Raw genomic sequence first — 23,597 nt, 5'->3', positions numbered from 1 at the left:
CTCGCATAAACAGCTACAATCCCTTTAAAGAAATTCAACTCACCAGTTTAAAAACCTTTAATTTCCAGAGAAATAAAAAGAGTCTGAAACGAATACAATATCGCCTCAGACTCTTTTTATTATTTTACATATACCTCTTCTAACAAATGTAAAAACTCGCCTTGTTTACCTGCTAATTCAGGGCATTTGTTAATATCAATCCATTCATAACAAAATACTAAACCTTTGTCTTCCTCACCAGCACTTACTATATGTTCCCACGTATCTTTCACATCTGTTAATAATGAAATGTGGAAAAAATGACGTTTTTGATATTCCTTTTTTTCTTTCATATAAATAATGTAATCAGAAAGGAAGCGCTCGATACAAAAATGGCGTAGTCCTGACTCTTCTTGTACTTCACGTAAAATTGCTGCCTCTAACGTTTCGCCTTCATCTACCGTCCCGCCTGGAACTTGGATACCAGCCTCTCGTATATCACGATGTTTAAAAACGAGTAGTTGCATAGCCCCTTCTTTTTCTCTCGTAATATATGCATGTACCTTTTTCTTATATAACATCGTCATCTTAGCCCTCTCCCCTCAATTCATTACTGCGTTACTTCTTCAATCGTCAGTTGGTTTTCATATAAATATGTAGCTTGCGGATTCCCAACATACCGTACATGCCACGGTTCATAACGATAACCGGTAATCCCTTCTTTCTCTTTCGTATATCTAATAACAAAACCAAACTTATGGGCATTTTCAGAAAGCCACTTTCCTTCTTTCGTCTCCCCAAAAACAGTTTCTAGCTGAAATTTAGCAGATTGAGATGTAATATCCATAGCTAGTCCTGTTTGATGTTCACTCGTACCAGGGACTGCACTAGACATCGCTGTCTTTGCTTCTCCATCTTGTCTTTTATACATTGTATTTAATGCTTTTTGTCGATCAAAAGATCTAAATCCAGAGACTGCAAAAAGGAAAATCCGCTCATTATTGGCTTGCTGAAACATTTCCTCAAGTGCCACCGCTGCCTCTTTCCTCATCTTTTTCTTCTCTTGATCACCTTCACTAGAGTAACGTACTTTCGGAACAACTAAATCTGGCGGTCTATACCCATCTGGTAAACGCCTATTTTTATTCACAAGTACAAGCATCGAACTTGGATTACTAATGACTGCGATATCCCCATCCATATTAGCAATCGTTTCTTTAGCTTTCGGAAATATATTGTTTACATTTACTTCCTTCGCCTCTTGCTCCTTGTACATCTTATAATTTATTCCTGCTACTCCAATGATCAGTATCATTGCTACGATACCAAGTAGTGCCCATCTTTTTTTCATATAACGACCTCTTATTTTAATAATTTGGCCATTTCATACTCATCGATACCTTTTCCATCGATGATAAGAGCAGATTTTTTGACACCTTCTTGTTCAAATCCAATTTTGCTATATAGTGCCTGAGCTCTTGTATTGTGGGCCATTACCGTTAATTCTAAACGCCATACATCATGTAATCTTGCCCACTTCTCTACTTCTTTAAACAAACTCGTTCCAATACCTCGGCCACTATACTCTTGCAAAATACCAATTACAATGCCTGCCACATGTCTCTTTCTTTGAATATTATTTCCATTAACTAAAATAAACCCTACTATTCTCTCTTCTTCAACTGCTACAAATATTGTCGCATATTCATTTTCAATAAAACGGTGGACCATCTTTTCTTGTTGCTCTACTGTAGTTTTTCTTTCTCCTAGTTCGTATAACATAAATTTCGTTTCTTCGTCCAATTGCTTATTTAATTGCAAAAACGATGTTGCATCTTCTACTCTAATCTCTCGTATCACCTTGATCCCCTACCCATTCTGTTAGTTAAAAATTTTCCTTGTAAAAAGATTTTCTCTATTTTTGCGAAAATCCCTTTCTAATTCTCCTATTATAAATAGACAAATTTCGATATTACTATAGCAATTACAAATTATGTCTATAATGTGACATCTTATCATCCTCATTTCATGACAAACAAAAAACGTAAGCTGTACACTTACGTTTTCCCCCAATTGATGTAGGCTGATAACCATCGGCAATGCCTACCACTAATTCAAATTTCACTTTATCCATTCACTTTTTCTGCTTGCCAAAAATATTCACCAAATGCTTTAGCAAGTGCATCAATTGATCGATTTAATTCTTCCTCTGTATTATCTACCCCGCCAACTTCAATTAATATCGCTTGTCCTGATAGGTCTTGATTGTAGACTCCATTTCCTGTTTGGAATCCTTTTTGAATTACACCACGGCTCATTCCCGGATATTTCTTACTAATCGTCTCATGTAACGCAGTTGCTAATTGTAAGTTTTTTTCATAGTTTTTGTTACCTTTCCCAATTACAAAAGCAAGCTTAGCATATGATTTATCTCCAATTGTTTTTGTTGTTACATTTTTCCGTGCACTATCACGGTGTAAATCGAAGAAGTATTGTAATTCTTTATTACCAGCCATCGCTTCTTGTACAATTTCCCGTGACATTTTATAAGAACTAGTATCATTCAATCCTTTACTTATTAACTTTTGACCGACATTAGTCTTATCGTTAGTAGCACCTATCCCTTCACTTGCCAGTTGTTCACGAAAGCGATCTCCAACTATTGAAATATTCGTTACAGAACTCGTTGCTTTATTTGGATTAGGATCATTTGTTAAGTTAAGTAACGGCAAATAAGATTCCCAGCTATGTGAATGATATATAAATGCAACTTGTCTTTTTCCAGTCGTTTGAGCTGGTTGTTTTTTCTCTTTATTCGTATCAGGCTTTGGCGCTTGTCCACCTTCTCCAGTCCGTTCTTTCACTACTTCTTCAAGAGGAACACTCGACTCTATCGGTAAGTTAGAATAATTTGTTCCCTCACCTGCGATAACGATTTCTGTATCGTACTTACCAAAGCCAGGAAGCTCTTTCCCGACAAAACTACGTACATCATCAAAACGAATATTCGTAGCCATCGAAAAGAGGAATGAAGAAATAGAAAAGTCTTGATTCAAATTCCGGTACTCCTGTGTAAAATAATGATTCTCTTTCCCAATAACGTACATGTAGCCATTCATCGATAACTCATTTAACCAATTATATAAATACGTTGACTTTGTCTCTTTCATAGAGGTTACCATCATACTAATAAGAAAAAAAGTCGCCAGTACTGTAGTAATAATAAATAAAACTAACTTACGTACACTTGTGAACTTCACGTAAAAAAAGCCTCGATTCATACTATCACCCTCTCTATTTCAAGTTATGTACAAGCTCTAGAGAATAGACCGCTTAAATTCCGGCTATATTGTTAATGAGGTGAAATGAATTGAAGCTACTAATAGGAACATTACCAATCGTCTTATCATTTATTTTTTATTTGTCCGCTAAACATCCAAAAGTCTCTATTGTGCTACATATTTCTGCGTACTTGGCACTGTATGTACTCGGTACAGTTATTTCCATTAATATATACGATGTTTTAATACAAGATTTAGTTTTCATGACGAGCATTCATGGAATTTTACTGAATCCATTTTTCCTTATTGCAGGAGCGTATATAGGAACATACACTTTATACTTACTTTTGTCTTACATTATTACAAATATAAAAAATGGAGCGTAATGAAATGCAGCCACCATTCATCTGTCATAAATGTAAAAAAAGAATAACGAGAAAGAAAGATCTTATTACCTCTACACGGTATTTCCGCTTTTATTTGTTTCACAACACTTGTTTCAAAAATCAGCAATTATTTGTCTCACGCTTTATTCCTATAAATACACTCTTTGGTTTCTTTCTTATTACATATGGGCTTATTGCTGGCAGCATTCTAATGTTCACGGAGCCCTCTATCAATTGGCTTATTTTTTTACTTCCTATTTTATATCGGTTTCTTTCATATTATTACGTTGAACGTTTTTTCTGTAAATAACTAGTAGATTGACCTCTAGGAATACTTAAACACTCCCATTCATTTTCTTTTAACATTTTACCAATGTAAATGATTTGTCCAATATGTAAAGCATAATGAGAAATTTGCCTTTCAATCGCTTGCATGACAGTGTGTTCTTCTCCGCGAATGTATACTTTCTGCAAAATCTGTTCTGCTGTTAAAGTATCCATCGTTTTAAAGACATACTCCCACCCTTCTTGCCACGCAGCAAGCGCTTCTTGTTTTGAATTGTAGCCACCTTCAAATTCACCATCTCGGTTACGATCTATTTTTTCGCCATCAGACGTTAAAAATTCCGTCCATCTTGAACGCATATTACCATGTAAATGTTTAATAATAATCGCGATACTATTTGTCTCTTCCTGAGCTGACCACATTATCTGTTCATAAGATAATTGAGAAAGTACACGTTCTCCTTGTTTTTGTGTTGCCTTGAAATTCGAAATGGCACATTGTAAATATTCTCGTCCGATATCCATGTTTACCCCTACCTTCACACTAACTAATTTTCGTTCCATTTGGCAATTCCATATTAGGCTGAAGCAACACAACATCACCAGCTTCAGGAACACCACCGAATACAAGCACTTCCGATTTAAATCCTGCCACACGCTTTGGCGGAAAATTTACAACAGCAACAATTTGCTGACCGATTAAGTCTTCTGGATTATATCTCTTCGTAATTTGAGCACTTGACTGCTTGACCCCAAGCTCCCCAAAATCAATTTCTAGTTTAATCGCTGGCACTCTCGCTTCTTTAAATTCCTCTGCCTGTGTTACTGTTCCAATTCTTACATCAAAAGTTAAAAAATCTTCAAAATTAGCCATTTTATCATTCCTCCCAATTATTACTTAGACAAAATACAAAAATCCCCTTTAAAAAAAGAAAGGCGCCTAAGCACCTTTCTTTTGTAATTCACTTAATTCATTTGATTTATAGAAGAAGAAACCGAGAATCCCGCCAATACATGATGGGATTAGCCATCCTATTCCTTCTTTATATAATGGTAACATTTGTAGCACATTAGAAATCGCATCAATTTTAATGTTCGCACTTTCTAAACCGTTAAAGAAACTAATTAACAACGCACCTAAAATAGCTCCAATATATATTGTATTACGCTTCCCTATCCATTTATGGAAATATGAAAGAACGATTAATACAATTGCAACTGGATAAATGATCATTAACACTGGTAATGTTACTGTGATTAATTGTGTTAACCCTAGGTTAGATACAATTAAACTAAATACACATACCATAGTTACAATCGTTTTATGCGAAAGTTTTGGGAATAAGTTTGTAAAGAAGCCAGCACACGCAGATGTTAATCCAACAGAAGTTGTTAAACAAGCGAGTATAATTACAAGTCCTAATAAAATTTTGCCACTTGTTCCATATAACTCATTTACAACATTCGTTAAAATAAGACCACCGTTCTCCGACACACCAAGTGATGTACTTGTAGATCCGAGATATGCAAGTGATAAATATATTAACGTTAAGCCTAATACAGCAATAACCCCTGATACAACTGTTATTTTTGCGATTTGTCCGCTCTCTTTTATCCCTTTTGAGCGAATAACTTGTACAACAACAATCCCAAACACAAGTGCACTAATCGCATCCATCGTTAAATATCCTTGAATAAATCCACCAAAGAAAGCATTCTCTTTATAAGCAGCTAAAGGTGCAGCCGGTTCTCCAATTGGATCAATAATTGCTTTTCCGACAATAACAGCAACAATCAATACTAACAATGGTGTAAGAAATTTCCCGAACCAATCCACTAATTTAGATGGATTTAATGATAAATACCACGTTATTCCGAAGAAAACTATAGTGAAAAGAAATAGCATGTACCACTCAGAAACCATTGTCTCTGATAGAAATGGCTTCATACCCATTTCAAATGAAACAGCTCCAGTACGCGGAATCGCAAAAAATGGTCCAATCGCTAAATAACTAATCAATGGGAAAATAAACGCAAATATAGGGTGAACTCTAGAAGATAGCGCTTTCAAGTCCCCCTCTACAAACGCGACAGCTGTTACAGCTAATAGGGGTAATCCGACTCCCGTTACAAGGAATCCAATTGTAGCAATCCAAACATTTTCTCCTGCTTGTTGACCTAAAACTGGCGGGAAAATTAAATTTCCTGCTCCTAAAAATAGTGCAAATAACATTAAACCAATCGCTACCGTATCACCTGGCCTTAAACGTCCCTTCATGCTTTTCATTTGCATAGCACTTTTTCATTGTTTATATCTCTTTTCACAATATGCTATGCATCCTCCTCTCTGCTCAAGATGATAAAATATGCCCCTTACAAAGCAGTGTCTTTCTCCATAATTTCTCCATTCCCCTTATTCTTACTCTAATTATTAATTTTTGATTTTTTCGAAAATTTAACTCATTAGAGTGGTATAACGTGGAGTTTAGTTGTCAGACCTCTTTGTTTTTATCACACATATAGTAACATATTTAGTTGAAAAATAAAAACATATTTTCAATTTGATTTTTTTGAAAATCAAAATTATCTACATATACTTCCTTTATTCATTCTATTACACAAATATTTTTTAAAATTTACGATTCATATATTTTATTATATTTAGATATCTTTATGTGAAAGAAAGTAAAAGCCATCAAAAATAAGATGGCTTTACTTGTTAGTCTATCGTTTCAACTTCACGTGGATTTTTCATCTCTTCAACATACACAACTCTAAATCCATGATCTTCTAAATCCTTTAGCAATGTTTCTAATTCACTATCTTCAAACTCTTCTCCCAATGTAAACATTATTCTACGTACTAATAAAGCATCATTATCAAAAGTCATTAAGCTTTGAATACCAGTGTATTTCTTTAGCACTGTCGATAATTTTTGAATGGCCCCATTATAATCTTGTGTTCCAATCATGACAGAATATTTACTAGAATGGACTCCCCATGCATCTTCTAATAGTTCAAAAACTTTTTTATGAGTTAAAATACCAAGGAAGACCCCTTTTTCATCAACTACTGATAAATACGGTAGTTTTTTAATTGTAAAAAATACTTTAAAGAAGGAAGAGTCTTCTCTCACGTACCCATTTTTATCGTTCAATAATTGTAATACATTATCTTCAAGTGAACCTTTATATTCTAAAATATCTACTTTATATACATTCCCTAAAAACTTCTCTTTTTTTTCATCTAAAACTGGTACACAACGATACCCCGTTTTATTTAAATGTTCCAGCGTTTCCCCTATCGTAATTGAACTTGAGCAAAACAAAACTTCCCTTTTTGGCACATAATTCCCTTTAATCCTCATAAAAAAGCCTCCTTATGCTAAAATACTTTCTGTGCCATAACTATATTATATTTTCAGAAAAAAATAAATATATTATTTTATTTTTCTGAAAATTATTCATTTTTCCGTCATAATTTATTCATTAATCATACACTTATTTAAACTGAAACTTTAATAAGTGGGGATTTCCCCCCACTTATTATTAGCCTTCACCAATCGGGCTTTTACTGGCAGTCGATATACCCACCTAACTTCTACGCATTCGCCGCATTTTGAGGTAGAGTCTTACTGCCCGTTAAAGCGGGATAATCTCTCTAACTTACTTCGAGAAAAATATGTTGTAACTTTATCCGAAAAAAGCTAAAATAAGAATAAGAATTTTCTGAATATTCAAAGAGTAGGTGATTGTATGTCCTTATTGCGCTCACATATATGTAAATTTATAGCCGGTGTTTTGATTATTTTTGTCATAAGTCCCCTTCCAGCATTATTCATTACACATAATTACTCCTACTTAACTGGATTTGTAAGCATTTTTCATAATTTAGCACAGCCTTCTTCCATTTCAATTCCAACAATTGATTGGATGCATGAGCCTATCCTTTTCTCAGCAAATCAGCTTGTACATACCTCTAACCATTCGTCACCACTGTTCCCCTACATATGGGAAATATATTTTTTATCAATCGTTCGTTTCACATTCACTCTTGTAATCGGTTTCTTTATAAGTCTAGGAATTGGCCATCTATTTTTAAAAGCACCAAACTCATTAAAAAAGTGTAGTTCTTTATTTCGCTGGATACCGTATTCTTTTGGCACTGTGATATTACAATGTTCAGTCCTATTATCACTTCTCTACATATCTAAATTCATAAAGTTTCCTTTCTTCTCTTCTTTTATCATCGTATGTAGCACCTCGATGATAATCGTTATGCAAGCAATTAAAAAATGGCTACCGTTCTTAAATACTACTAATGAATACGAAATAAAAAATTCATCTTTCCTTGTTGATACGTTATTTATTGCGCTTACTTCCAATCATAAATCTATTTTGAGTTCCATTATTCTTTCATTCGTTTTTATGGAATGTATTTTTCATACAAACGGACTATTACAATTTATCGTCCAATTTGGTAGAAATGCACCTATAGTTGTCACAATTGGTTTATTACTACTTTATATTCCATATAGCATCTTATCGTTTCTCCAAGCTTTATGGACAACAAACCACTCTAAACAAAACACGTATACTTTAACTAGAAGTATTTCGAAACCATAACATAGAATAACCGTCTACTTAAATTAAAAGTAGACGGTTATTCCTATTATATAGAGGACAAAATAACAGCAAATTAAAAAACTACTATAGAAACCTACCATTATTTACCCATTTTCTTTGACTAATCTTTTCATTTGGATTTATTATAAAAGTATAACATAATTACAGGAGGTGACATCTTTATTCCAAATTAGGAATAAAGAACACACTTGGACATATTAAATATTTTTCTCATCTTTATACTTATCCTTATTTCTGGTTTTTTCGTTGCTTCAGAATTCGCTGTCGTAAAAGTACGAAAAAGTCGAATTGACCAGCTTGCTAATGAAGGTAATAAACAAGCATTAGCTGCAAGAAGCGTTTTATCTAACTTAGACGTTTATTTATCCGCTTGTCAGCTTGGCATTACTATCACCTCTTTAGGACTTGGTTGGCTTGGTGAACCAACTGTGGAACATTTACTGCGACCACTATTTGAAAAAATCAATATTACTGGAACAATGGCTAACACGTTATCCTTTATTATTGCTTTTAGTGTGATTACTTTTTTCCATGTTGTATTAGGCGAGTTAGTTCCTAAGTCTTTCGCAATCCAAAAAGCTGAAGCAATCACATTAAAATTTGCAAAACCACTTATTTTATTTGATAAAATTATGTATCCGTTCATTTGGCTTCTCAATAGTGCAGCTATATTTTTCACAAAATTACTCGGTTTAGAGCCTGCGAAAGAAAATGAACTTGCCCATTCCGAAGAAGAACTACGACTCATTTTAGGTGAAAGCTATAAAAGCGGCGAAATTAATCAAACCGAATATAAATATGTAAATAATATTTTTGAATTTGATGATCGTGTTGCTAAAGAAATTATGGTACCTAGAACTGAAATGGTTTGTTTATCTACTGAAAATACGTTAGAAGAAAATATGAAAATCGTTGCAACTGAAAAGTATACACGTTATCCTATTATTGAAAAGGATAAAGATGATATTATTGGAATGATAAATACGAAAGAGATTTTTCATAATCAAACAAAAGGCATTTACAAACCACTTGATGCCTACATACATCCTGTTTTAACTGTATTTGAAACAGTTCCCATTCGTAAAACGTTAATACACCTCCAAAAGAACCGCGTACAAATGGCGATTGTTATGGATGAATACGGCGGAACTGCTGGCCTTTTAACGATGGAGGATATTCTTGAAGAAATTATCGGAGAAATTCAAGATGAATTTGACGCAGACGAATCACCAATGATTGAAAAGCGTACTCCTAGGCTTACTGTTTTAGATGGGAAAGTACTCATTTCTGAAGTAAATGATATGTTTGGCCTACATATCGATGAAAGTGATTTAGATACAATTGGTGGTTGGCTTCTCTCTCAATCAATTGATTTAAATATTGAGGCTGGCTATTCAGTTGAATATGATGGTTTTCAATTTAAAGCATTAGAACTTGATGGGCATCAAATTAAAAAGATTGCTGTACATAAATTAGATACTACAAAGGAGTTATAAAGTGACTGTTTTACTAACAATTTGTATCATTGCTTGTTTCATTGTTTCATTTCTTGCCTTTATATACCCCATTATCCCTGGCATCCTTGCCGTATGGGCTGGCTATTTCATTTATCATTTTGGAATAAACGGCGGAGAGTTAACGACATCTTTTTGGATTATTCAAGTCATTTTTACACTCTTCATTTTCGTTGCTGACTTTATTGCAAATGGATACTTCCTAAAAAAATACGGAAGTACAAAATCGGGCGAACGTGTTGGTATGGTTTCTATCATTGTCGGATCGTTCTTCTTCCCACCATTCGGGCTTATTATCATACCGTTCTTATCTGTATTTATTACGGAACTAATGCATAAAAAGGCGCCAAAAGACGCCCTTTTAGTCGGAATTGCAACTGTTGTCGGTTTTTTAAGTAGTACAGTAGCGAAAGCAATTCTCCAAATCATTATGATTATCATCTTTGTATGCTATATCATTTTTTAGCCATCCCTATTTTGGGATGGTTTTTTAATATGAAATACCTACTCGACTTTTCTCGTATAAGCTTTTATTACGTAAACTCCATGTAAACTGAGCTGTATCACCAACTGTTATTTTCGATCCATCTGTTGGCAACATATCTTGTTCAGTTCGATATACACCGGTTACATCACCATCTATTAAATGCGTCGGACAAACAACAGTCCAACATAGTTTACTATTATTCAGCGCTTCATAAGCAGCTAAATGATCTTCCGCAGCTGTTGTCATTTTTCTTTTCGATTCTTTTGATTGGAAACGATATATACTTGGGTTTGTTCGTGCTTGTAAAATACCAGCAGTTCCTATTGTAACAATTTTCTTTATGCCCTCTTCTTCCATTTGCTTTATAATAATCGGTAAACTCTTCTCTAACGTCCCATTCCGATCAGTTCCAAGAGCACTAATTACAATATCACATCCTTTAATCGCTTCCTTTATATCATTTCCGTTTAACACATTTCCCTCTATAATATGTAACCTTTCATGCTCTGTTTCCACTCTACTCAAATCACGAACTAATACCGTCACTTCATATGAATCATGTAATGCCAATTTCATAATGTGTGATCCTACTCTACCTGTCGCTCCTAATATACATACTTTCATATATTATCCCCTCTCCCATTCTTTCTCTCTATTTTTCCGCAAAACTTACAAATACGCAACAAAAAAGCTCCCTCATATATGTGAGGAAGCTCTATTATCCATTTATCCCGCTATTTGCGGGCAGTAAATTCGGCGAATGCGAGGAAATTAGGTGGGAGATAACTGCCCGTAAATGCCCGATTGGTGTGGGCTAATAATCAGTGGGGATGGACAAAATCCCCACTGATTAAAGTTTCACTTTATTTCTTTTCTTTCGAATCAGAAGATTTTTCTGTTCCACTTGTTTCTTTATCTTTCTTTTCATCTTGCTGCGAAGTTGTGTCATCCTCTTTCTTTTTATCCTCATCTTTACTACAACCTACCATTAATAAAGAACTTGCAAGTGCCATAGCAGCTAATGACTTAACCCATTTGTTCATTTGCGTTTCCTCCCTTTGATAGAATATGTACAATCCCATATTACTCTTTATTTTTAAAGGAAAGATTTAAAAACAGTAAAGATATTGTAAACTTTTGTAAATACTCTGATAACACAACTGGTTTGTCTCAATTCTTCTAATTGAGCCTTTCATTAGACATAAAAAAACTAAGACGCCTTTCATTCCGTCTTAGTTTTTCACGCAAACTTCTCACTTTCATTTTCATATAAATGTTTAATTTTATATTCCTTCTTCACAACATATTGCCAAACACTATAAGCATAACGATTCATTTTCACAAAACAATTTTCCAAGAAAGAACGAAACTCTGGGTTCGCAACTTCCACTGCAACTTGAGCAAACTTTAATGCTAATCGCTTCAAATGTGAAATATAACAAATAGCAATCCCAATATCCCCTGTATACTCATTATCTGTTTCCCTATCCATTTCAGTAAATTCCGGCCACATTTGTTTACAAGTTATATGTTGTATATTTTCTCCTTCTTGAAAATTCACTTGTTCATTATATGCTTGTAACATATACGGCAAATGATGCTGTAATATATCCTTTAATTCTTCATCTCGAACCTTGCTCGTGTATTCTCCAACTTTATATATAAGTGTGTAACTATATGTCATCAATTCTTTCATACAATCCATTAAAGCGCCTCCCTTCCTATTTCATCTCTATACTATAAATATGATGCGATAACATTTGATATTCTTGCTAGAAACCAATCCCATCTACTAATTTTCTCAAAATCTTCTTCAGAAAATCGTTTTGATTTATGAAAGTCTTCTTTCAATCGACTCCATACGTCAGCAACGACTGTCTTATCATATATGAAACAGTTAGATTCGTTATTTAAGTAAAAACTTCTATTATCAAAATTTGCTGTACCAATATCAACCATTTCCTCATCGATGATTGTTACTTTCCCATGAAAAAATCCATTTCGATATTGATAAATCTCCGCTCCAGCATCTAACATGTCTTTCAAATAAGGATAGGCAGCCTGTTTTAGCAATACTGCATCACTTTTAAATGGGACGAGGATTTTTACATGGACACCACGATTTAATGCATCTTTCAGCCCCTTCACCATTTCTTTACTCGGTACAAAATATGGTGTAGCGATAATTAAAGAATGTTTTGCCTTCTTTAAAAACGCTCCATACTCCTTCCATAAACCTTTTCCATTCGAAAATACGTATTGATATTTTACATTTCCTTGTACAGGTAACTCTTGGTGTATAGGAAACTTTTCTCCCGTATCTTCTTGCCAATCTTCCGCAAACTTCCGTTCCATATCAGTAGCTCCATTCCCTTCGATGCGTACATGATAATCACGCCACGGACCAAATTTAGGATCCTGTCCAAGATATTCCTTTCCAATATTGAAGCCACCAATGTACGAAACTTTCCCATCTATAGTAACAATGCGTCTATGATTACGTTGATGCAAAGAATAAAATAAGTTTTTTAATTTAGGTTTTTTACTAAATGTAAACTTCACGCCTTTTTCTTTTAATTGATTAATTATCTTTTTCTTAAGCTTATATCCGCCAATGCGGTCTACTGACAATTTCACATCTACTCCGCTAGATGCTTTTTTCTCTAATAACTGTAAGAACTTTTGGCTTACTTCATCTTTTCCTACAATATAAAAATGAATATACACATTCTTTTCTGCACGATTTATATCCTCAAATAAACTTTTATATAACTCATCACCGTTCGTATATACTTGAAAATCCCCTGATCGGATTTTTTCTAATTCATATCCACTAGCCATTTTCTTCCCCATTTCCACATCAACGTTCATCCATATGAATACACCTATAAAACAAATTATTACAATTAAAAAGCGCTTCATGGATACGTTCCTTTCTCTAACTACTGTTATTCCTATATCTTTCCTTTTTTAAAACATTATCATACAAAAAATATGTCATTGCATGATATACGTCCATATCAAACAGGAGCTCATCTGCATATTGTATGTTGTATCTTAAAATAAAAGGAGGAAATAACAATGGGCTTCGCACATGGTAATGGATTTGCGCTACTAGTCGTATTATTTATCCTCTTAATTATCGTCGGTGCTGCTTGCTTCTGCTAAGCAGTTATTGTAGTACGATATGGGGATGAAAAAACTATAAAAGCGGACACCTATTTTTAGGTGTCCGCTTTTCATTTCAAAAATCTCCTAACCTATTACAAAATAGTACCACTAGGAAAATATTTTACATCAAAAAGTTAGCAGTGTAGCTACCTTCCTACTCTCTGCCTTACGAATATGGCGCTGTTCTGCACGTAACACAGCAATTCGATGCAATTCTTTCTCCTCTTCTGTCTCAGGGATAACACGCGGTACAGGGACTGGATTATTCTCCTTGCTAAGCGCAACAAAAGTAACGAATGAAGTTGCTGCTACACGTTTTTTACCTGAAATTAAATCTTCTGCTACTACTTTCACAAATATCTCCATAGAAGTTCTTCCCGTCCAAATTACGAAAGATTCATAACTAGCACAATCTGAAGAACGTACTGGATGTAAGAAATCTACCCAATCCATAGACGCTGTGACACATTCCATTCTCGAGTGTCTCGTTGCTGAAATTGAAGCAACCATATCCATCTCCGCCAATATCTTTCCACCAAATAGCGTGTTATGATCATTTAAATCCGTTGGAAATACTCGACTCGTTTTAAACACCCTTGATTCATTAGCTGTTTTACCCTTTACTTCAGTCATTGTTATCACCCCTTTAATTATTTATCCCTAATATCCCAATATACACTACACCTCATGAACTACACGTTTAATATTAACAATTTTCAGAACTTTTAGTCCACAAAAAAGAACCGATTTTATCAATCGGCTCCTCTAAATACATATTGTTCTTTCGGCTGTTCAACTTTATTCCATTTCGTTACTTCTAACACTGGAATATTTGCATGGAACGGCTGATAAAATTCACTTGAAATTTCTCCCTCTACCTGAATCCAATCATCATTTTTCCACTCTACACCTTCCGGTTTTTTAACTAACATACCATATACACCCGAATCCGCTACACAATGTATAATACCGAAACGGAATAAGAAATATTGTTCCTTTTTAGAAGAATCATCTCGGAAAACAAATCCTTTATAAGACAGAGTTTTACCAGTAAATTCACCAGGATAATTATAAATTGTCTCCATACCCTTTAAGAAATCTTCATCTTTTAAAGTGATATTATCTTTCGTAACAAACTCTTTCTTCCCTTTTTCCATTACACCACGATATCCTTCTTTCCCGTAATAAATACTCGTATCCGGTCTTAGAAATTGTCTTGTCATAAATGGATCTTTACTTTCTGCTTGCGCTACTGGAAAATGGAATCCCTTCGCCTTAACAATATCGGAATCTAATGTTGCAATTGGGAAAAACAATCCTGTAATGATTGGAAAACAGAATAACGTGTAAGAAAACACTTTTTTCCACCATGTATTCTCATCTTTCGAATGATCATGCCCACAATGACTATGATCACAACTACAATCATGTTTCTCTTTTTCCTTTTGGTGCTCTTTTTGGAAAACGATAATAATTTGTACAATCGTTAAGAAACCTAAAATAATAGCAGCAGTTTTTGATAAATAGGCGTACTTCATATTTATATACTTCGTAATGTTACCGGAAATATGAAGCTGTCCAATTAAAATTGTAAAGCCTAATAATATATATGCTCGAAACATAACCTACCACCCCATCGCATAAATGAGTAGTGAGCTTGCATAAACAACAAGTGTAACTGTAACCGTCACAACAATTACAAATTTTGTTTTAAATGTCGCAAGCATCATAAACATATTTTTAATATCCACCATCGGTCCATATACGAGAAACGCGACAAGTGACGCTGTTGAAAATGTACTTTGGAACGAAGAAGCAATAAATGCATCTGCCTCTGAACAAAGTGATAAAATGAAAGCAAGTCCCATCATTACAGCTGATGAAGAAAACGGACCTTGTCCAATAGCAAGCAATGTTGAAGTTTGTACAAACGTTTGAACTGCAGCAGCAATTAACGCTCCTAACACTAAATATTTCCCCATTGAGAAAAATTCCTCAACAGCATGTGTACATACATCCCACATTTTTGTACGTAACGGACGCTTATGGTTCACTTCTGGGAAGTGATCATCTCTTAATTGATGTTCTTTAAACATAAATGATAATATAATTCCAACGATAATTGCTACGATAATCGCTACAATAGAACGATACCATACCATGTGCATACTACTTCCAAAAGCAACATATGTTGCAAATAATACAACTGGATTAATAATCGGTCCAGTTAACATAAATGCAATTCCTGCATAGGGTGGAACCCCTTTTCCGATTAATCGTCTTACAATCGGAACAATTCCACATTCACATCCAGGAAACATCATACCTAAAAAAGTCGCTAATAAAACAGACAGAAATCGGTTTTTAGGCATCCATTTTGCCACCATATCTTCTGTCACAAACATTTGAATGAATCCTGAAATAAATACACCAATTAGCACAAAAGGAAGTGCTTCGATTAATATTGAGATAAAGATTGTATTCATTTGCAGGAATGCTTTCGGTAATTGAAACAATTCCATGATGTATTTCCTCCAACTTTTCATTAACAATATGTAATTTTAACCCCATTTCATTATTTGAACAAGAGTTATATGGAATTCATAACCTTCATACACATTACATTTCACAAGTTATATTCTGTTCCAAAATTGAGATTTCATAGCAAAAAAAGCTGCGCTAGCACAGTTTTATAACTATGCTAGCGCAGCTTTCCTATCATTAAAAGTAACGTTTCTTCCAAAAAACAAATGCTAAAGTGAAAGATAATGTTACACATATTATAAGTACAATTACAAAACCATGTGCTTCCCCTTCAAACGGAACCTTTACATTCATTCCAAAGAAACTAGAAACCATCGTTGGTAATGATAAAATGATTGTAATAGAAGTCAACAGTTTCATAACACTATTTAAATTGTTAGAAATAACCGAACTAAATGTATTCATCATTCCACTTAAAATGTGACTATATATTTCCGCCATTTCAATAGCCTGCTTATTTTCAATTAATACATCTTCTAGTAAATCTTGATCGTCTTCATACATTTTCAAAAATGTACTGTTTCGCATTAATTTTTGAATTACAATTTTATTTGCCTTTAATGATGTTGTAAAATAAACTAAACTTTTTTCAAGGCCGAGCAATGTGAAAATTTCTTTATTTTTCATCGACTTATTTAATTGGTGCTCTAAATCGATTGTTTTTCGATTAATTTGCTTTAAGTATCTTAAATAATAAGTAGAAATCGTATATAAGAGCTGAAGTGCAAAGCGTGTCTTTTTAAACGTATAAAATTCTTTAATACGTTGATTAATAAAACGTTCAAAAATTGGGTTTTCTTCTAAACAAATTGTCACAAAACAATCTGGCATTACAATCATACCTATTGGAATCGTGTCATAAATCGAATTTCCTTCTTCATCATGTCTAACTGTTGGAATATCCACGATTATTAAAGTATTATTGTCTTCCTTTTCAATACGAGAGCGTTCTTCATCATCTAAAGGGTCTTTAATGAAATCTAAGTCTACATTTAAAGTTTGTACTAGATATTGAATTTCTTCTTCCGTTGGATGAAGTACATTAATCCAGCAACCCTTTTGCATTTCCTCAACCTCTTGTAGTTTTCCGTTTCGGTCTGTTAAATAAATATTTAACATACTATCACCCCGATTCTTTTTACATGTAGGAATCTACCTCTCTTACATAACAGTTTTTGAACCGCCATTCTCAGCATATGAAACATACGTTTAAATTTCAATAGAAAAATTATTTTGAAAACGTTTTTATAAGAAAAATATTCTAAACAAAGAAAAAGACAGAGTGCTCTCTGCCTTAAAAAGCTTATGTTGCCTTTATAACATATTTAGAAAGCATCCACAAGTTAAAGCCAACTGAAATCGTATAGCCAGCGTATGTTGAAATAATAAAACTTACATAATCAAAATACGGTAGCAATACAATATTTAAAACTATCTTCACAGTTATTCCGATTACTAATCCTAGCACTGTTTTCTGTTGTTGATTAATTCCTTGTAACATGGCAGCGGTTACTGTAAATAGTGAGAATAGTATACAAGCAGGAGCATAGTACTGCAAAATAATACTGCCCATCTCCGGATCATTTCCAGCACCAAATAAAAGAGTATACACTGGTTTTGCTAACAACATCATTCCAATCGCCGCTGGTACCGTAATACCTACTACTAATACATTCGTCCTCGTAAAATGTTTGTACAGTAACTTCACATTCCCTGCTGTATAGGCTTTTGTCATCTCAGGTACGAGAGACATACTAAAAGCAGTCGCAACGGAAACCGGGATAAGTACAACCATCTGGACAAGACCAATTATCGCATTAATCTTCTCCGCTTCTCCTTGCATATACCCTATTTGTATAAGTAGTTTATTAATTGTAAATGTATCAATCGTCTGATATAACGGAATCGCTAATCCAACTACAACGAAAGGAATAGAATATGTAAACAGTTCTCTATACAACGAAAAAAAAGTTTTCGTCGTTTGTGGTATACTGGCAATCTCTTTTTTCTTTAAATGTTTTCTCCTTCTTATATAATACGCACTTAAAACACTTAATCCACCTAGTGCTCCCATAAATGCTCCAAACGTTGAAATACCAACTGCCAACGAAACAGAAGCTTTTATAACATATAAAACGACAAAGCTTCCTATCAAAATAGTTAAGACCCGAAAAAATTGCTCTACAACTACACTGAGCGCAGAAGGTCCCATAGATTGAAAACCTTGAAAGAAACCACGTAACAAGCTCATTACAGGAACGAGTATTAACGCAAAACTTACAATTTGAATATTGTGCGTGACAGCTACCACACTATTCCCCGACTGATCATTTCCATCAATCACAAGTTTAGCTAAATGTGGTGCTAACATATATAATGCTAAACAAGAAATAACGCCCATAATGACCATAAAAACGATACCACTCTTTAGCACTCTCTTAACAGTGTGATAATCATTGAGTTGATCATATTTTGAAACCATTTTTGAAACGGCAAGTGGTAATCCCATCGTTGCAATACTAAGCATAATTGTATAAGGACGGTATGCATACGTATATAATACGTACCCACTCGTACCCACCATTGCTGTAAATGGTATAACATATATAAACCCTAACATTTTAGATATCATCGTTGCCATCGTTAAAAATATCGTTCCACGTAAAAACGGTGATCCTTTCATCACATTCCCCCGCTACGCTTTATTATTACACATTATGGACAACTCCTTTTTTTTAGAACTGAAACAATAAAAAAAGCCAATGAAAAATCATTGACTTTAACGCGCTGCTTTTTTCTTTTTTAAATACTTTAAACCGAAGTATAGAGCAACAAAGAGAACAGCCCCTATAATTATGTAATGTGTGTAATCAGATGCATACTCTTTAATGTGTCGCCAATTTCCACCAAGCTTTTCACCTAAGTATATAAATAGTATTGACCATGGAATAATCGCAACTACTGTATATAGTGTAAATAGTTTTAACGGCATTTTAGCTAATCCTGCTGGAATAGAGATTGCATGACGTACTACTGGGATAAAGCGTGCAGAAAAGATTACTCCTGCTCCGTAACGCTTAAACCAACCTTCCGCTATGTCTAAATGGTGTTTATTAATAAGTAGATATTTCCCATATTTCTCTACAACCGGACGCCCTCCGTAATATCCAAGCCAGTATAAAAAGATTTGGGCTAAAGTACCACCAATAGTTCCAGCGATAACTGCACCGACAAAACTAATTTTACCATCCGCTACTAAAAATCCAGCATACGAAAGTACAATTTCACTCGGGATAATTTCAATCATTAAAGCTAGCGCTACTCCAAAGTAACCTAGGCTTGCAAAAAATTGCAATAACTGATCTATTATGCTTGCTAACATTTTATTTTCTATCTCCTTTTTTCTTCACATACCATCCCATTATTACATAAAGGTCGCATTCTGCCAATATCTTCATTTCAACAATATCATCGGCATAAGCATTATTAATCTATTAATGTTTCTTTTTGAGGTTCTTTCATGTAGGCAAACATTTCTTTAATTTGCTCTTCTGTATTTCTAGCAATCGATAAATTAGGCAATTCATTCTCACCAAAAAACTCCACATCTTCTGTTTCAATACTAGTTTTCTTTTCGCCACCAATAATCTTACAGCCAATAAAAATTTTATATACATGTGTTGCTGAAGGCGATGGTTGATGTTTTTCTTTATCAAATATAGCGAGTAGCTTAAAATCATCTACTTCATAGCCCGTCTCCTCTAAAACTTCTTTTGCTGCTACTTCTGTTGGCGTATAACCAACATCAGCCCATCCACCTGGCAATGCCCATTTCCTATCACTTTTTTCTTTCACAAATAATAGTTTTTCATTTTGAAAAATAACTGCCCGTATATCAACTTTAGGTGTTTGATAGCCTGTCCCACTTGCAAATAAATTCTCTACTACTTCCCAATCTGTCTTTGTGTAATGTGACATCATTGAAACTGAAATGTCCCGTAATTGTTGGAAACGCTCTATATCATATACATCCTGAGAATACGTTAAACCCGCTTGAGCTATAGATTGTATTTGTTTTACCCAATCAATCCACTTGACCGTCATGTTTCCACATCTCCATTCTTTATTAAGTAAATATTACGTCAATTCAATCGATACATCTTTATTATACAAAAAAAGAGATTGATAATGTTCCAATCTCTTTCAAAATTAATCCAATTCATGTAAGTGGTCTTGTATATACTTCCTTCTTTTATTTATATATTCATCAATCATATCAGCTTCTTGATCAAATGTTTCTAATTTTTCTTTCATATATGGATCTTGTAGTAAATATGGACGAATCGATTCACACAAACCTTCTACTTTCGGCATCATAAACGAAACGGTAAATTGTTCTTCTAATATTTCTTCTAAAATACTTCGGTATTGTTTTCTAAATACAGGTATATCTAACAATCTTGCACTTAACGTATTATAACCTTGAATACGAATATATTCATGATTAAGTGGTCTCCCTTGTACATCTCGCCCCCAAGTCGCATCATAATCCCACGGTATCACTTCAAATAAATTTGTCTCATCGTTATGATATAGTGCATAGTTATGAACGAAACCATCAAAGTTTTGCGTAAAAATAACTCCAGCTAACCATCGTAAATATTTATCAACATTAAGGTATTTTCCAATCCCTTTTTCATACTCATCCCTCGATAGTGTATTTGCTTGAAAAACGAATTCACTAAGTTGCTCTTCACTATTTTCATTCGAACATTTAAATTCATACCCTGCAAAAAGCTCAGTTTTAACATCTTTATCTCTCTCGCTCATTAGAGAAAAATTTGCGTCATCATCTATCGCATAATAAATAGAACCACTCGGTAACCCTCTATTTTTCAAAAAGTTTTCATCAACTGATTCTAACTGTAAATACACACCTTGAATTTGACCATTTATTTTTATAAACACATGCTGTGACTTCGGTGAAAGTACCCCAATATCATTAAAAAAGTCTAATGATAATTTGTTACGAATAAGGGATGGATCCATAAATTCAGAGTTTAAATGAAATTCCTTCACACCTAGAAATTTTTTCGGTTTATAAAACTGAACATGATATGACTTTTTCTCAAACTCACGAATATGAGCACCCCGATAAACGATATCAATATCATACTTCTTTTTTCCATATGTTAACTTTGCTGGCACTGGACTATCTGACCAAATGTCTTTTTTCATTTCCACTAAGTACATTGGATGAATAAAAAATTCATATGAAGGTAGCATATATTCTCATCCCTTCTCTGTTCTCTTCATTCAATGTATGCGCCTTGTCTTGTCCATACATCCGCTATCATCTATTTATATAAAATTACACTCTTGTCTTGTTCAGAAAGAAACCTAATCTCATATCATGTTAAGGAAAAAGAATACTTGTTCAATTTAATACACGATAAGGAGGATTTCTATGAAACGTGACATTAGAAAAGCTGTTGAAGAAATCAAAAGTGCTGGGATGGAGGATTTCTTACACCAAGATCCAAGTACTTTTGATTGCGATGATGATCATCATAAATGTACAACAGGGTGTAAATGTACAACAGGGCGTAAATGTACAACAGGGCGTAAATGTACAACAGGGCGTAAATGTCCAAGAACAAGATGTACTCGCGTGAAACATTGTACTTTCGTTACAAAATGTACTCATGTAAAAAAATGGACATTTGTTACAAAATGTACTCGTGTACGCGTTCAAAAATGGACTTTCGTTACAAAGGTTACTCGCAGAAAAGAATGCGTTATAGTTACAAAACGTACTCGCGTGAAAAAATGCACTTTCGTTACAAAATGCGTTCGCTTTGAAAAGAAATGTTTCTGGACAAAACGATGTTTCTGTAAAAAATGTGTATTTTTCCCTCATAGCCATCATGGTTCTTGTGATGATTCGTGGGATCGTGGCAAGGACTGTCACGATGACGGGCACAAATGGGACGATTGCAAAGATAGCAGACACAAGTCTTCTTCTTGCAAGAATAAAAAATTCGATCACTTCTGGTATAAAAAACGTAATTGCTAGTTTTTTATGTCCACCAAAAAAGGTCGCTTTGCGACCTTTTTTACGTTTACTGAAAATGACTTATATCTGCAAATTGTTTTACTTTACCACGGTTTTCATCAAATTCAATCACACTAAGACTCGCGCTATGCATAAATGGCTCTTCCCATACATGTTCAATTTCAAAATCTGCAAAATGCCCTACGAGTAATTTCGCTGCTGCAGCATGAGAGACAATTAAAATATTTTCCCCTTTATGCTTTTCTAAAAGAAATTGTATCCCTTCAATTACTCTTTTATGAACGGCCGCAAAGTTTTCCCCTAATGTTGATTGAAAAAGATGTGGTTCATTCCAAAATAAATGTACTTCTTCTGGATATTGCATTTCCAAATCAGCAATTGTTTGCCCTTCCCATGTCCCCATATTTATTTCATAGAAATGTTCATCTGCTATAATTGGAATATCGCGTTCTCCTTTAATCAATTCGGCAGTATGAATCGTTCTTTCACTTGGACTACTATATATGGCGTGGAGAGGTAAATCCTTCATACGCTCCCCTAATTGTTTCGCTTGTATCATACCATTCTCAGTTAAGGCTGAATTTTTTCGTCCTTGCATCCGCTTTGCTACATTCCATTCTGTCTCACCGTGCCTTGTTACATATACTGTTGTCTTCATTTCCTATTTCCCCCTTGTCATTTCGGCCGCAATTCCCACGGCTCTACTCTCCCTACAATCCATTCTGTGCATTTACTTTCAATTCCTTTTATAACTCCGTCAGCTATCTCTTCATGAGTAAGCCACCTTGCATATGTATCTTCTAAAATAAACCCTAATATAACTCTGTAATAACTACATAATGCCCCGCCTATTTTTTTTGACTTCGTACATGATGCACTACTACCTAATATATGAAATAAACTGTACTTTTCCGACGACAATTCTACCTCATTACAAATGAGTCGTAATGCATGCTTAGCACTAGAGTGTATCCAGGCAACAACTAATGTTATTGGACCATTCTGTTCAATTGTATTAGTAATAGATCGCTTTAGATCATCGTCATTTTGATAATCTAAAGGAAGACATGTAATATTTTCTGGTGCCGAACTAGCTTGCTTAACATTTTCTAATTTCACTTCATCTCGTCCAATAACAGACACACGAAATCCTTGATCACAAAGCCACATAGAAACTTTCTTTAACATTCCTGTTCCACCAATTACAAGCGCATGCAACTTCTTCCCC

At 34.3% G+C, this 23,597-nt stretch carries 29 protein-coding genes; 7 read left to right on the top strand and 22 right to left on the bottom strand.

The window, feature by feature from the left end; translation table 11 throughout:
• Positions 1-119 precede the first annotated feature (119 nt).
• The 4 genes from NSS97_RS10480 to spoIIP all read right to left on the bottom strand — a co-directional run bounded on the left by NSS97_RS10480 (position 120) and on the right by spoIIP (position 3,260).
• Complete coding sequence (locus NSS97_RS10480; RefSeq protein ID WP_002141412.1) at positions 120-566, bottom strand: NUDIX hydrolase; 447 nt, start codon at positions 564-566, stop codon at positions 120-122.
• 23 nt (positions 567-589) lie between these two features.
• Positions 590-1,330 (bottom strand): M15 family metallopeptidase, encoded by a 741-nt coding sequence (locus NSS97_RS10475; protein ID WP_002031537.1) that lies wholly within the window; start codon positions 1,328-1,330, stop codon positions 590-592.
• Positions 1,331-1,341: 11 nt separating this feature from the next.
• Positions 1,342-1,839: a GNAT family N-acetyltransferase gene (locus NSS97_RS10470; protein WP_002141410.1), complete on the bottom strand. Its 498-nt coding sequence runs from the start codon at positions 1,837-1,839 to the stop codon at positions 1,342-1,344.
• A 266-nt stretch (positions 1,840-2,105) separates the two neighbouring features.
• On the bottom strand, positions 2,106-3,260 hold the full coding sequence (gene spoIIP, locus NSS97_RS10465) for a stage II sporulation protein SpoIIP (RefSeq protein ID WP_002141409.1): 1,155 nt from the start codon (positions 3,258-3,260) through the stop codon (positions 2,106-2,108).
• Positions 3,261-3,349: 89 nt separating this feature from the next.
• On the opposite strand from spoIIP, the gene NSS97_RS10460 reads away from it, so the two are divergent.
• Together NSS97_RS10460 and NSS97_RS10455 are read left to right on the top strand one after the other, a co-directional pair.
• Positions 3,350-3,646 (top strand): hypothetical protein, encoded by a 297-nt coding sequence (locus NSS97_RS10460; protein WP_061675470.1) that lies wholly within the window; start codon positions 3,350-3,352, stop codon positions 3,644-3,646.
• Between the two features lie 4 nt (positions 3,647-3,650).
• Complete coding sequence (locus NSS97_RS10455) at positions 3,651-3,956, top strand: permease (protein WP_080019332.1); 306 nt, start codon at positions 3,651-3,653, stop codon at positions 3,954-3,956.
• Here the strand turns inward: NSS97_RS10455 and NSS97_RS10450 are convergent.
• The 4 genes from NSS97_RS10450 to cbpA all read right to left on the bottom strand — a co-directional run bounded on the left by NSS97_RS10450 (position 3,929) and on the right by cbpA (position 7,298).
• The gene (locus NSS97_RS10450; RefSeq protein WP_002193071.1) at positions 3,929-4,495 is read right to left on the bottom strand and encodes a DUF1572 domain-containing protein; all 567 of its coding nucleotides are present in this window, start codon (positions 4,493-4,495) and stop codon (positions 3,929-3,931) included. The two genes, NSS97_RS10455 and NSS97_RS10450, sit on opposite strands and share 28 nt — an antisense overlap.
• A complete protein-coding gene (gene csaA / locus NSS97_RS10445) occupies positions 4,476-4,805 on the bottom strand; it encodes a chaperone CsaA (RefSeq protein ID WP_341112418.1) in 330 nt (109 codons plus the stop codon). Before csaA ends, NSS97_RS10450 begins: the two co-directional genes overlap by 20 nt.
• Positions 4,806-4,871: 66 nt before the next feature.
• Positions 4,872-6,209, bottom strand: a complete 1,338-nt coding sequence (brnQ4, locus tag NSS97_RS10440; RefSeq protein WP_394818273.1) for a branched-chain amino acid transport system II carrier protein BrnQ4 — start codon at positions 6,207-6,209, stop codon at positions 4,872-4,874.
• A gap of 441 nt (positions 6,210-6,650) precedes the next feature.
• A complete protein-coding gene (cbpA, locus tag NSS97_RS10435; RefSeq protein WP_002141406.1) occupies positions 6,651-7,298 on the bottom strand; it encodes a cyclic di-AMP binding protein CbpA in 648 nt (215 codons plus the stop codon).
• Between the two features lie 388 nt (positions 7,299-7,686).
• Between cbpA and NSS97_RS10430 the strand changes: the two genes are divergently transcribed.
• From NSS97_RS10430 to NSS97_RS10420, 3 genes are all read left to right on the top strand, one after another.
• Positions 7,687-8,556, top strand: coding sequence for a hypothetical protein (locus tag NSS97_RS10430; RefSeq protein WP_088032652.1), 870 nt, complete (start codon positions 7,687-7,689; stop codon positions 8,554-8,556).
• A gap of 209 nt (positions 8,557-8,765) precedes the next feature.
• Positions 8,766-10,073, top strand: coding sequence for a hemolysin family protein (locus NSS97_RS10425; protein WP_002086044.1), 1,308 nt, complete (start codon positions 8,766-8,768; stop codon positions 10,071-10,073).
• Between the two features lies 1 nt (position 10,074).
• Entirely contained in the window at positions 10,075-10,557 is a 483-nt protein-coding gene (locus NSS97_RS10420) for a DUF456 domain-containing protein (RefSeq protein ID WP_000217328.1), read from the top strand.
• A 24-nt stretch (positions 10,558-10,581) separates the two neighbouring features.
• Here the strand turns inward: NSS97_RS10420 and NSS97_RS10415 are convergent, their stop codons facing one another.
• The 4 genes from NSS97_RS10415 to cls form a co-directional block, all read right to left on the bottom strand.
• Positions 10,582-11,202, bottom strand: coding sequence for an NAD(P)-dependent oxidoreductase (locus NSS97_RS10415; RefSeq protein ID WP_002168577.1), 621 nt, complete (start codon positions 11,200-11,202; stop codon positions 10,582-10,584).
• 239 nt (positions 11,203-11,441) lie between these two features.
• The gene (locus NSS97_RS10410; RefSeq protein WP_002012451.1) at positions 11,442-11,621 is read right to left on the bottom strand and encodes a hypothetical protein; all 180 of its coding nucleotides are present in this window, start codon (positions 11,619-11,621) and stop codon (positions 11,442-11,444) included.
• A gap of 197 nt (positions 11,622-11,818) precedes the next feature.
• The gene (locus tag NSS97_RS10405) at positions 11,819-12,283 is read right to left on the bottom strand and encodes a spore coat protein (RefSeq protein WP_002012450.1); all 465 of its coding nucleotides are present in this window, start codon (positions 12,281-12,283) and stop codon (positions 11,819-11,821) included.
• A 32-nt stretch (positions 12,284-12,315) separates the two neighbouring features.
• Positions 12,316-13,500: a cardiolipin synthase gene (gene cls, locus NSS97_RS10400; RefSeq protein ID WP_002086049.1), complete on the bottom strand. Its 1,185-nt coding sequence runs from the start codon at positions 13,498-13,500 to the stop codon at positions 12,316-12,318.
• 159 nt (positions 13,501-13,659) lie between these two features.
• On the opposite strand from cls, the gene NSS97_RS10395 reads away from it, so the two are divergent.
• Positions 13,660-13,746 (top strand): YjcZ family sporulation protein, encoded by an 87-nt coding sequence (locus NSS97_RS10395; protein ID WP_000505094.1) that lies wholly within the window; start codon positions 13,660-13,662, stop codon positions 13,744-13,746.
• 129 nt (positions 13,747-13,875) lie between these two features.
• Here the strand turns inward: NSS97_RS10395 and NSS97_RS10390 are convergent, their stop codons facing one another.
• From NSS97_RS10390 to cotH, 8 genes are all read right to left on the bottom strand, one after another.
• Complete coding sequence (locus tag NSS97_RS10390; protein WP_341112416.1) at positions 13,876-14,382, bottom strand: acyl-CoA thioesterase; 507 nt, start codon at positions 14,380-14,382, stop codon at positions 13,876-13,878.
• Between the two features lie 119 nt (positions 14,383-14,501).
• Entirely contained in the window at positions 14,502-15,371 is an 870-nt protein-coding gene (locus NSS97_RS10385; RefSeq protein WP_341112414.1) for a TIGR03943 family putative permease subunit, read from the bottom strand.
• A 3-nt stretch (positions 15,372-15,374) separates the two neighbouring features.
• The gene (locus NSS97_RS10380) at positions 15,375-16,271 is read right to left on the bottom strand and encodes a permease (protein ID WP_000418719.1); all 897 of its coding nucleotides are present in this window, start codon (positions 16,269-16,271) and stop codon (positions 15,375-15,377) included.
• Positions 16,272-16,470: 199 nt separating this feature from the next.
• Positions 16,471-17,412, bottom strand: coding sequence for a magnesium transporter CorA family protein (locus tag NSS97_RS10375; RefSeq protein WP_000932392.1), 942 nt, complete (start codon positions 17,410-17,412; stop codon positions 16,471-16,473).
• Between the two features lie 184 nt (positions 17,413-17,596).
• The gene (locus tag NSS97_RS10370; RefSeq protein WP_107887946.1) at positions 17,597-18,976 is read right to left on the bottom strand and encodes an oligosaccharide flippase family protein; all 1,380 of its coding nucleotides are present in this window, start codon (positions 18,974-18,976) and stop codon (positions 17,597-17,599) included.
• A gap of 96 nt (positions 18,977-19,072) precedes the next feature.
• A complete protein-coding gene (locus tag NSS97_RS10365; RefSeq protein WP_000881203.1) occupies positions 19,073-19,675 on the bottom strand; it encodes a DedA family protein in 603 nt (200 codons plus the stop codon).
• A 104-nt stretch (positions 19,676-19,779) separates the two neighbouring features.
• Positions 19,780-20,397 carry an NUDIX hydrolase N-terminal domain-containing protein gene (locus NSS97_RS10360; protein WP_107887945.1) on the bottom strand — a complete coding sequence of 206 codons (618 nt, stop codon included), beginning with the start codon at positions 20,395-20,397 and terminating at the stop codon, positions 19,780-19,782.
• A 105-nt stretch (positions 20,398-20,502) separates the two neighbouring features.
• Positions 20,503-21,579 (bottom strand): spore coat protein CotH, encoded by a 1,077-nt coding sequence (gene cotH / locus NSS97_RS10355; RefSeq protein WP_107887944.1) that lies wholly within the window; start codon positions 21,577-21,579, stop codon positions 20,503-20,505.
• A gap of 181 nt (positions 21,580-21,760) precedes the next feature.
• On the opposite strand from cotH, the gene exsB reads away from it, so the two are divergent.
• Positions 21,761-22,369: an exosporium protein ExsB gene (gene exsB, locus NSS97_RS10350; protein ID WP_341112408.1), complete on the top strand. Its 609-nt coding sequence runs from the start codon at positions 21,761-21,763 to the stop codon at positions 22,367-22,369.
• Between the two features lie 46 nt (positions 22,370-22,415).
• On the opposite strand, the gene NSS97_RS10345 is transcribed toward exsB, so the two are convergent.
• Together NSS97_RS10345 and NSS97_RS10340 are read right to left on the bottom strand one after the other, a co-directional pair.
• Positions 22,416-23,027 carry a phosphoserine phosphatase 1 gene (locus NSS97_RS10345; protein WP_341112405.1) on the bottom strand — a complete coding sequence of 204 codons (612 nt, stop codon included), beginning with the start codon at positions 23,025-23,027 and terminating at the stop codon, positions 22,416-22,418.
• Between the two features lie 17 nt (positions 23,028-23,044).
• Positions 23,045-23,587, bottom strand: a complete 543-nt coding sequence (locus tag NSS97_RS10340) for a short-chain dehydrogenase (protein ID WP_107887942.1) — start codon at positions 23,585-23,587, stop codon at positions 23,045-23,047.
• Between the last annotated feature and the right edge of the window lie 10 nt (positions 23,588-23,597).

The sequence above is a fragment of the Bacillus sp. FSL R12-0074 genome (assembly GCF_038005725.1).
In the GTDB taxonomy this organism is placed as follows: domain Bacteria; phylum Bacillota; class Bacilli; order Bacillales; family Bacillaceae_G; genus Bacillus_A; species Bacillus_A mycoides.
The sequence above is the reverse complement of the archived record's forward strand: the minus strand, read 5'-3'. Positions and strand labels throughout refer to the sequence as shown.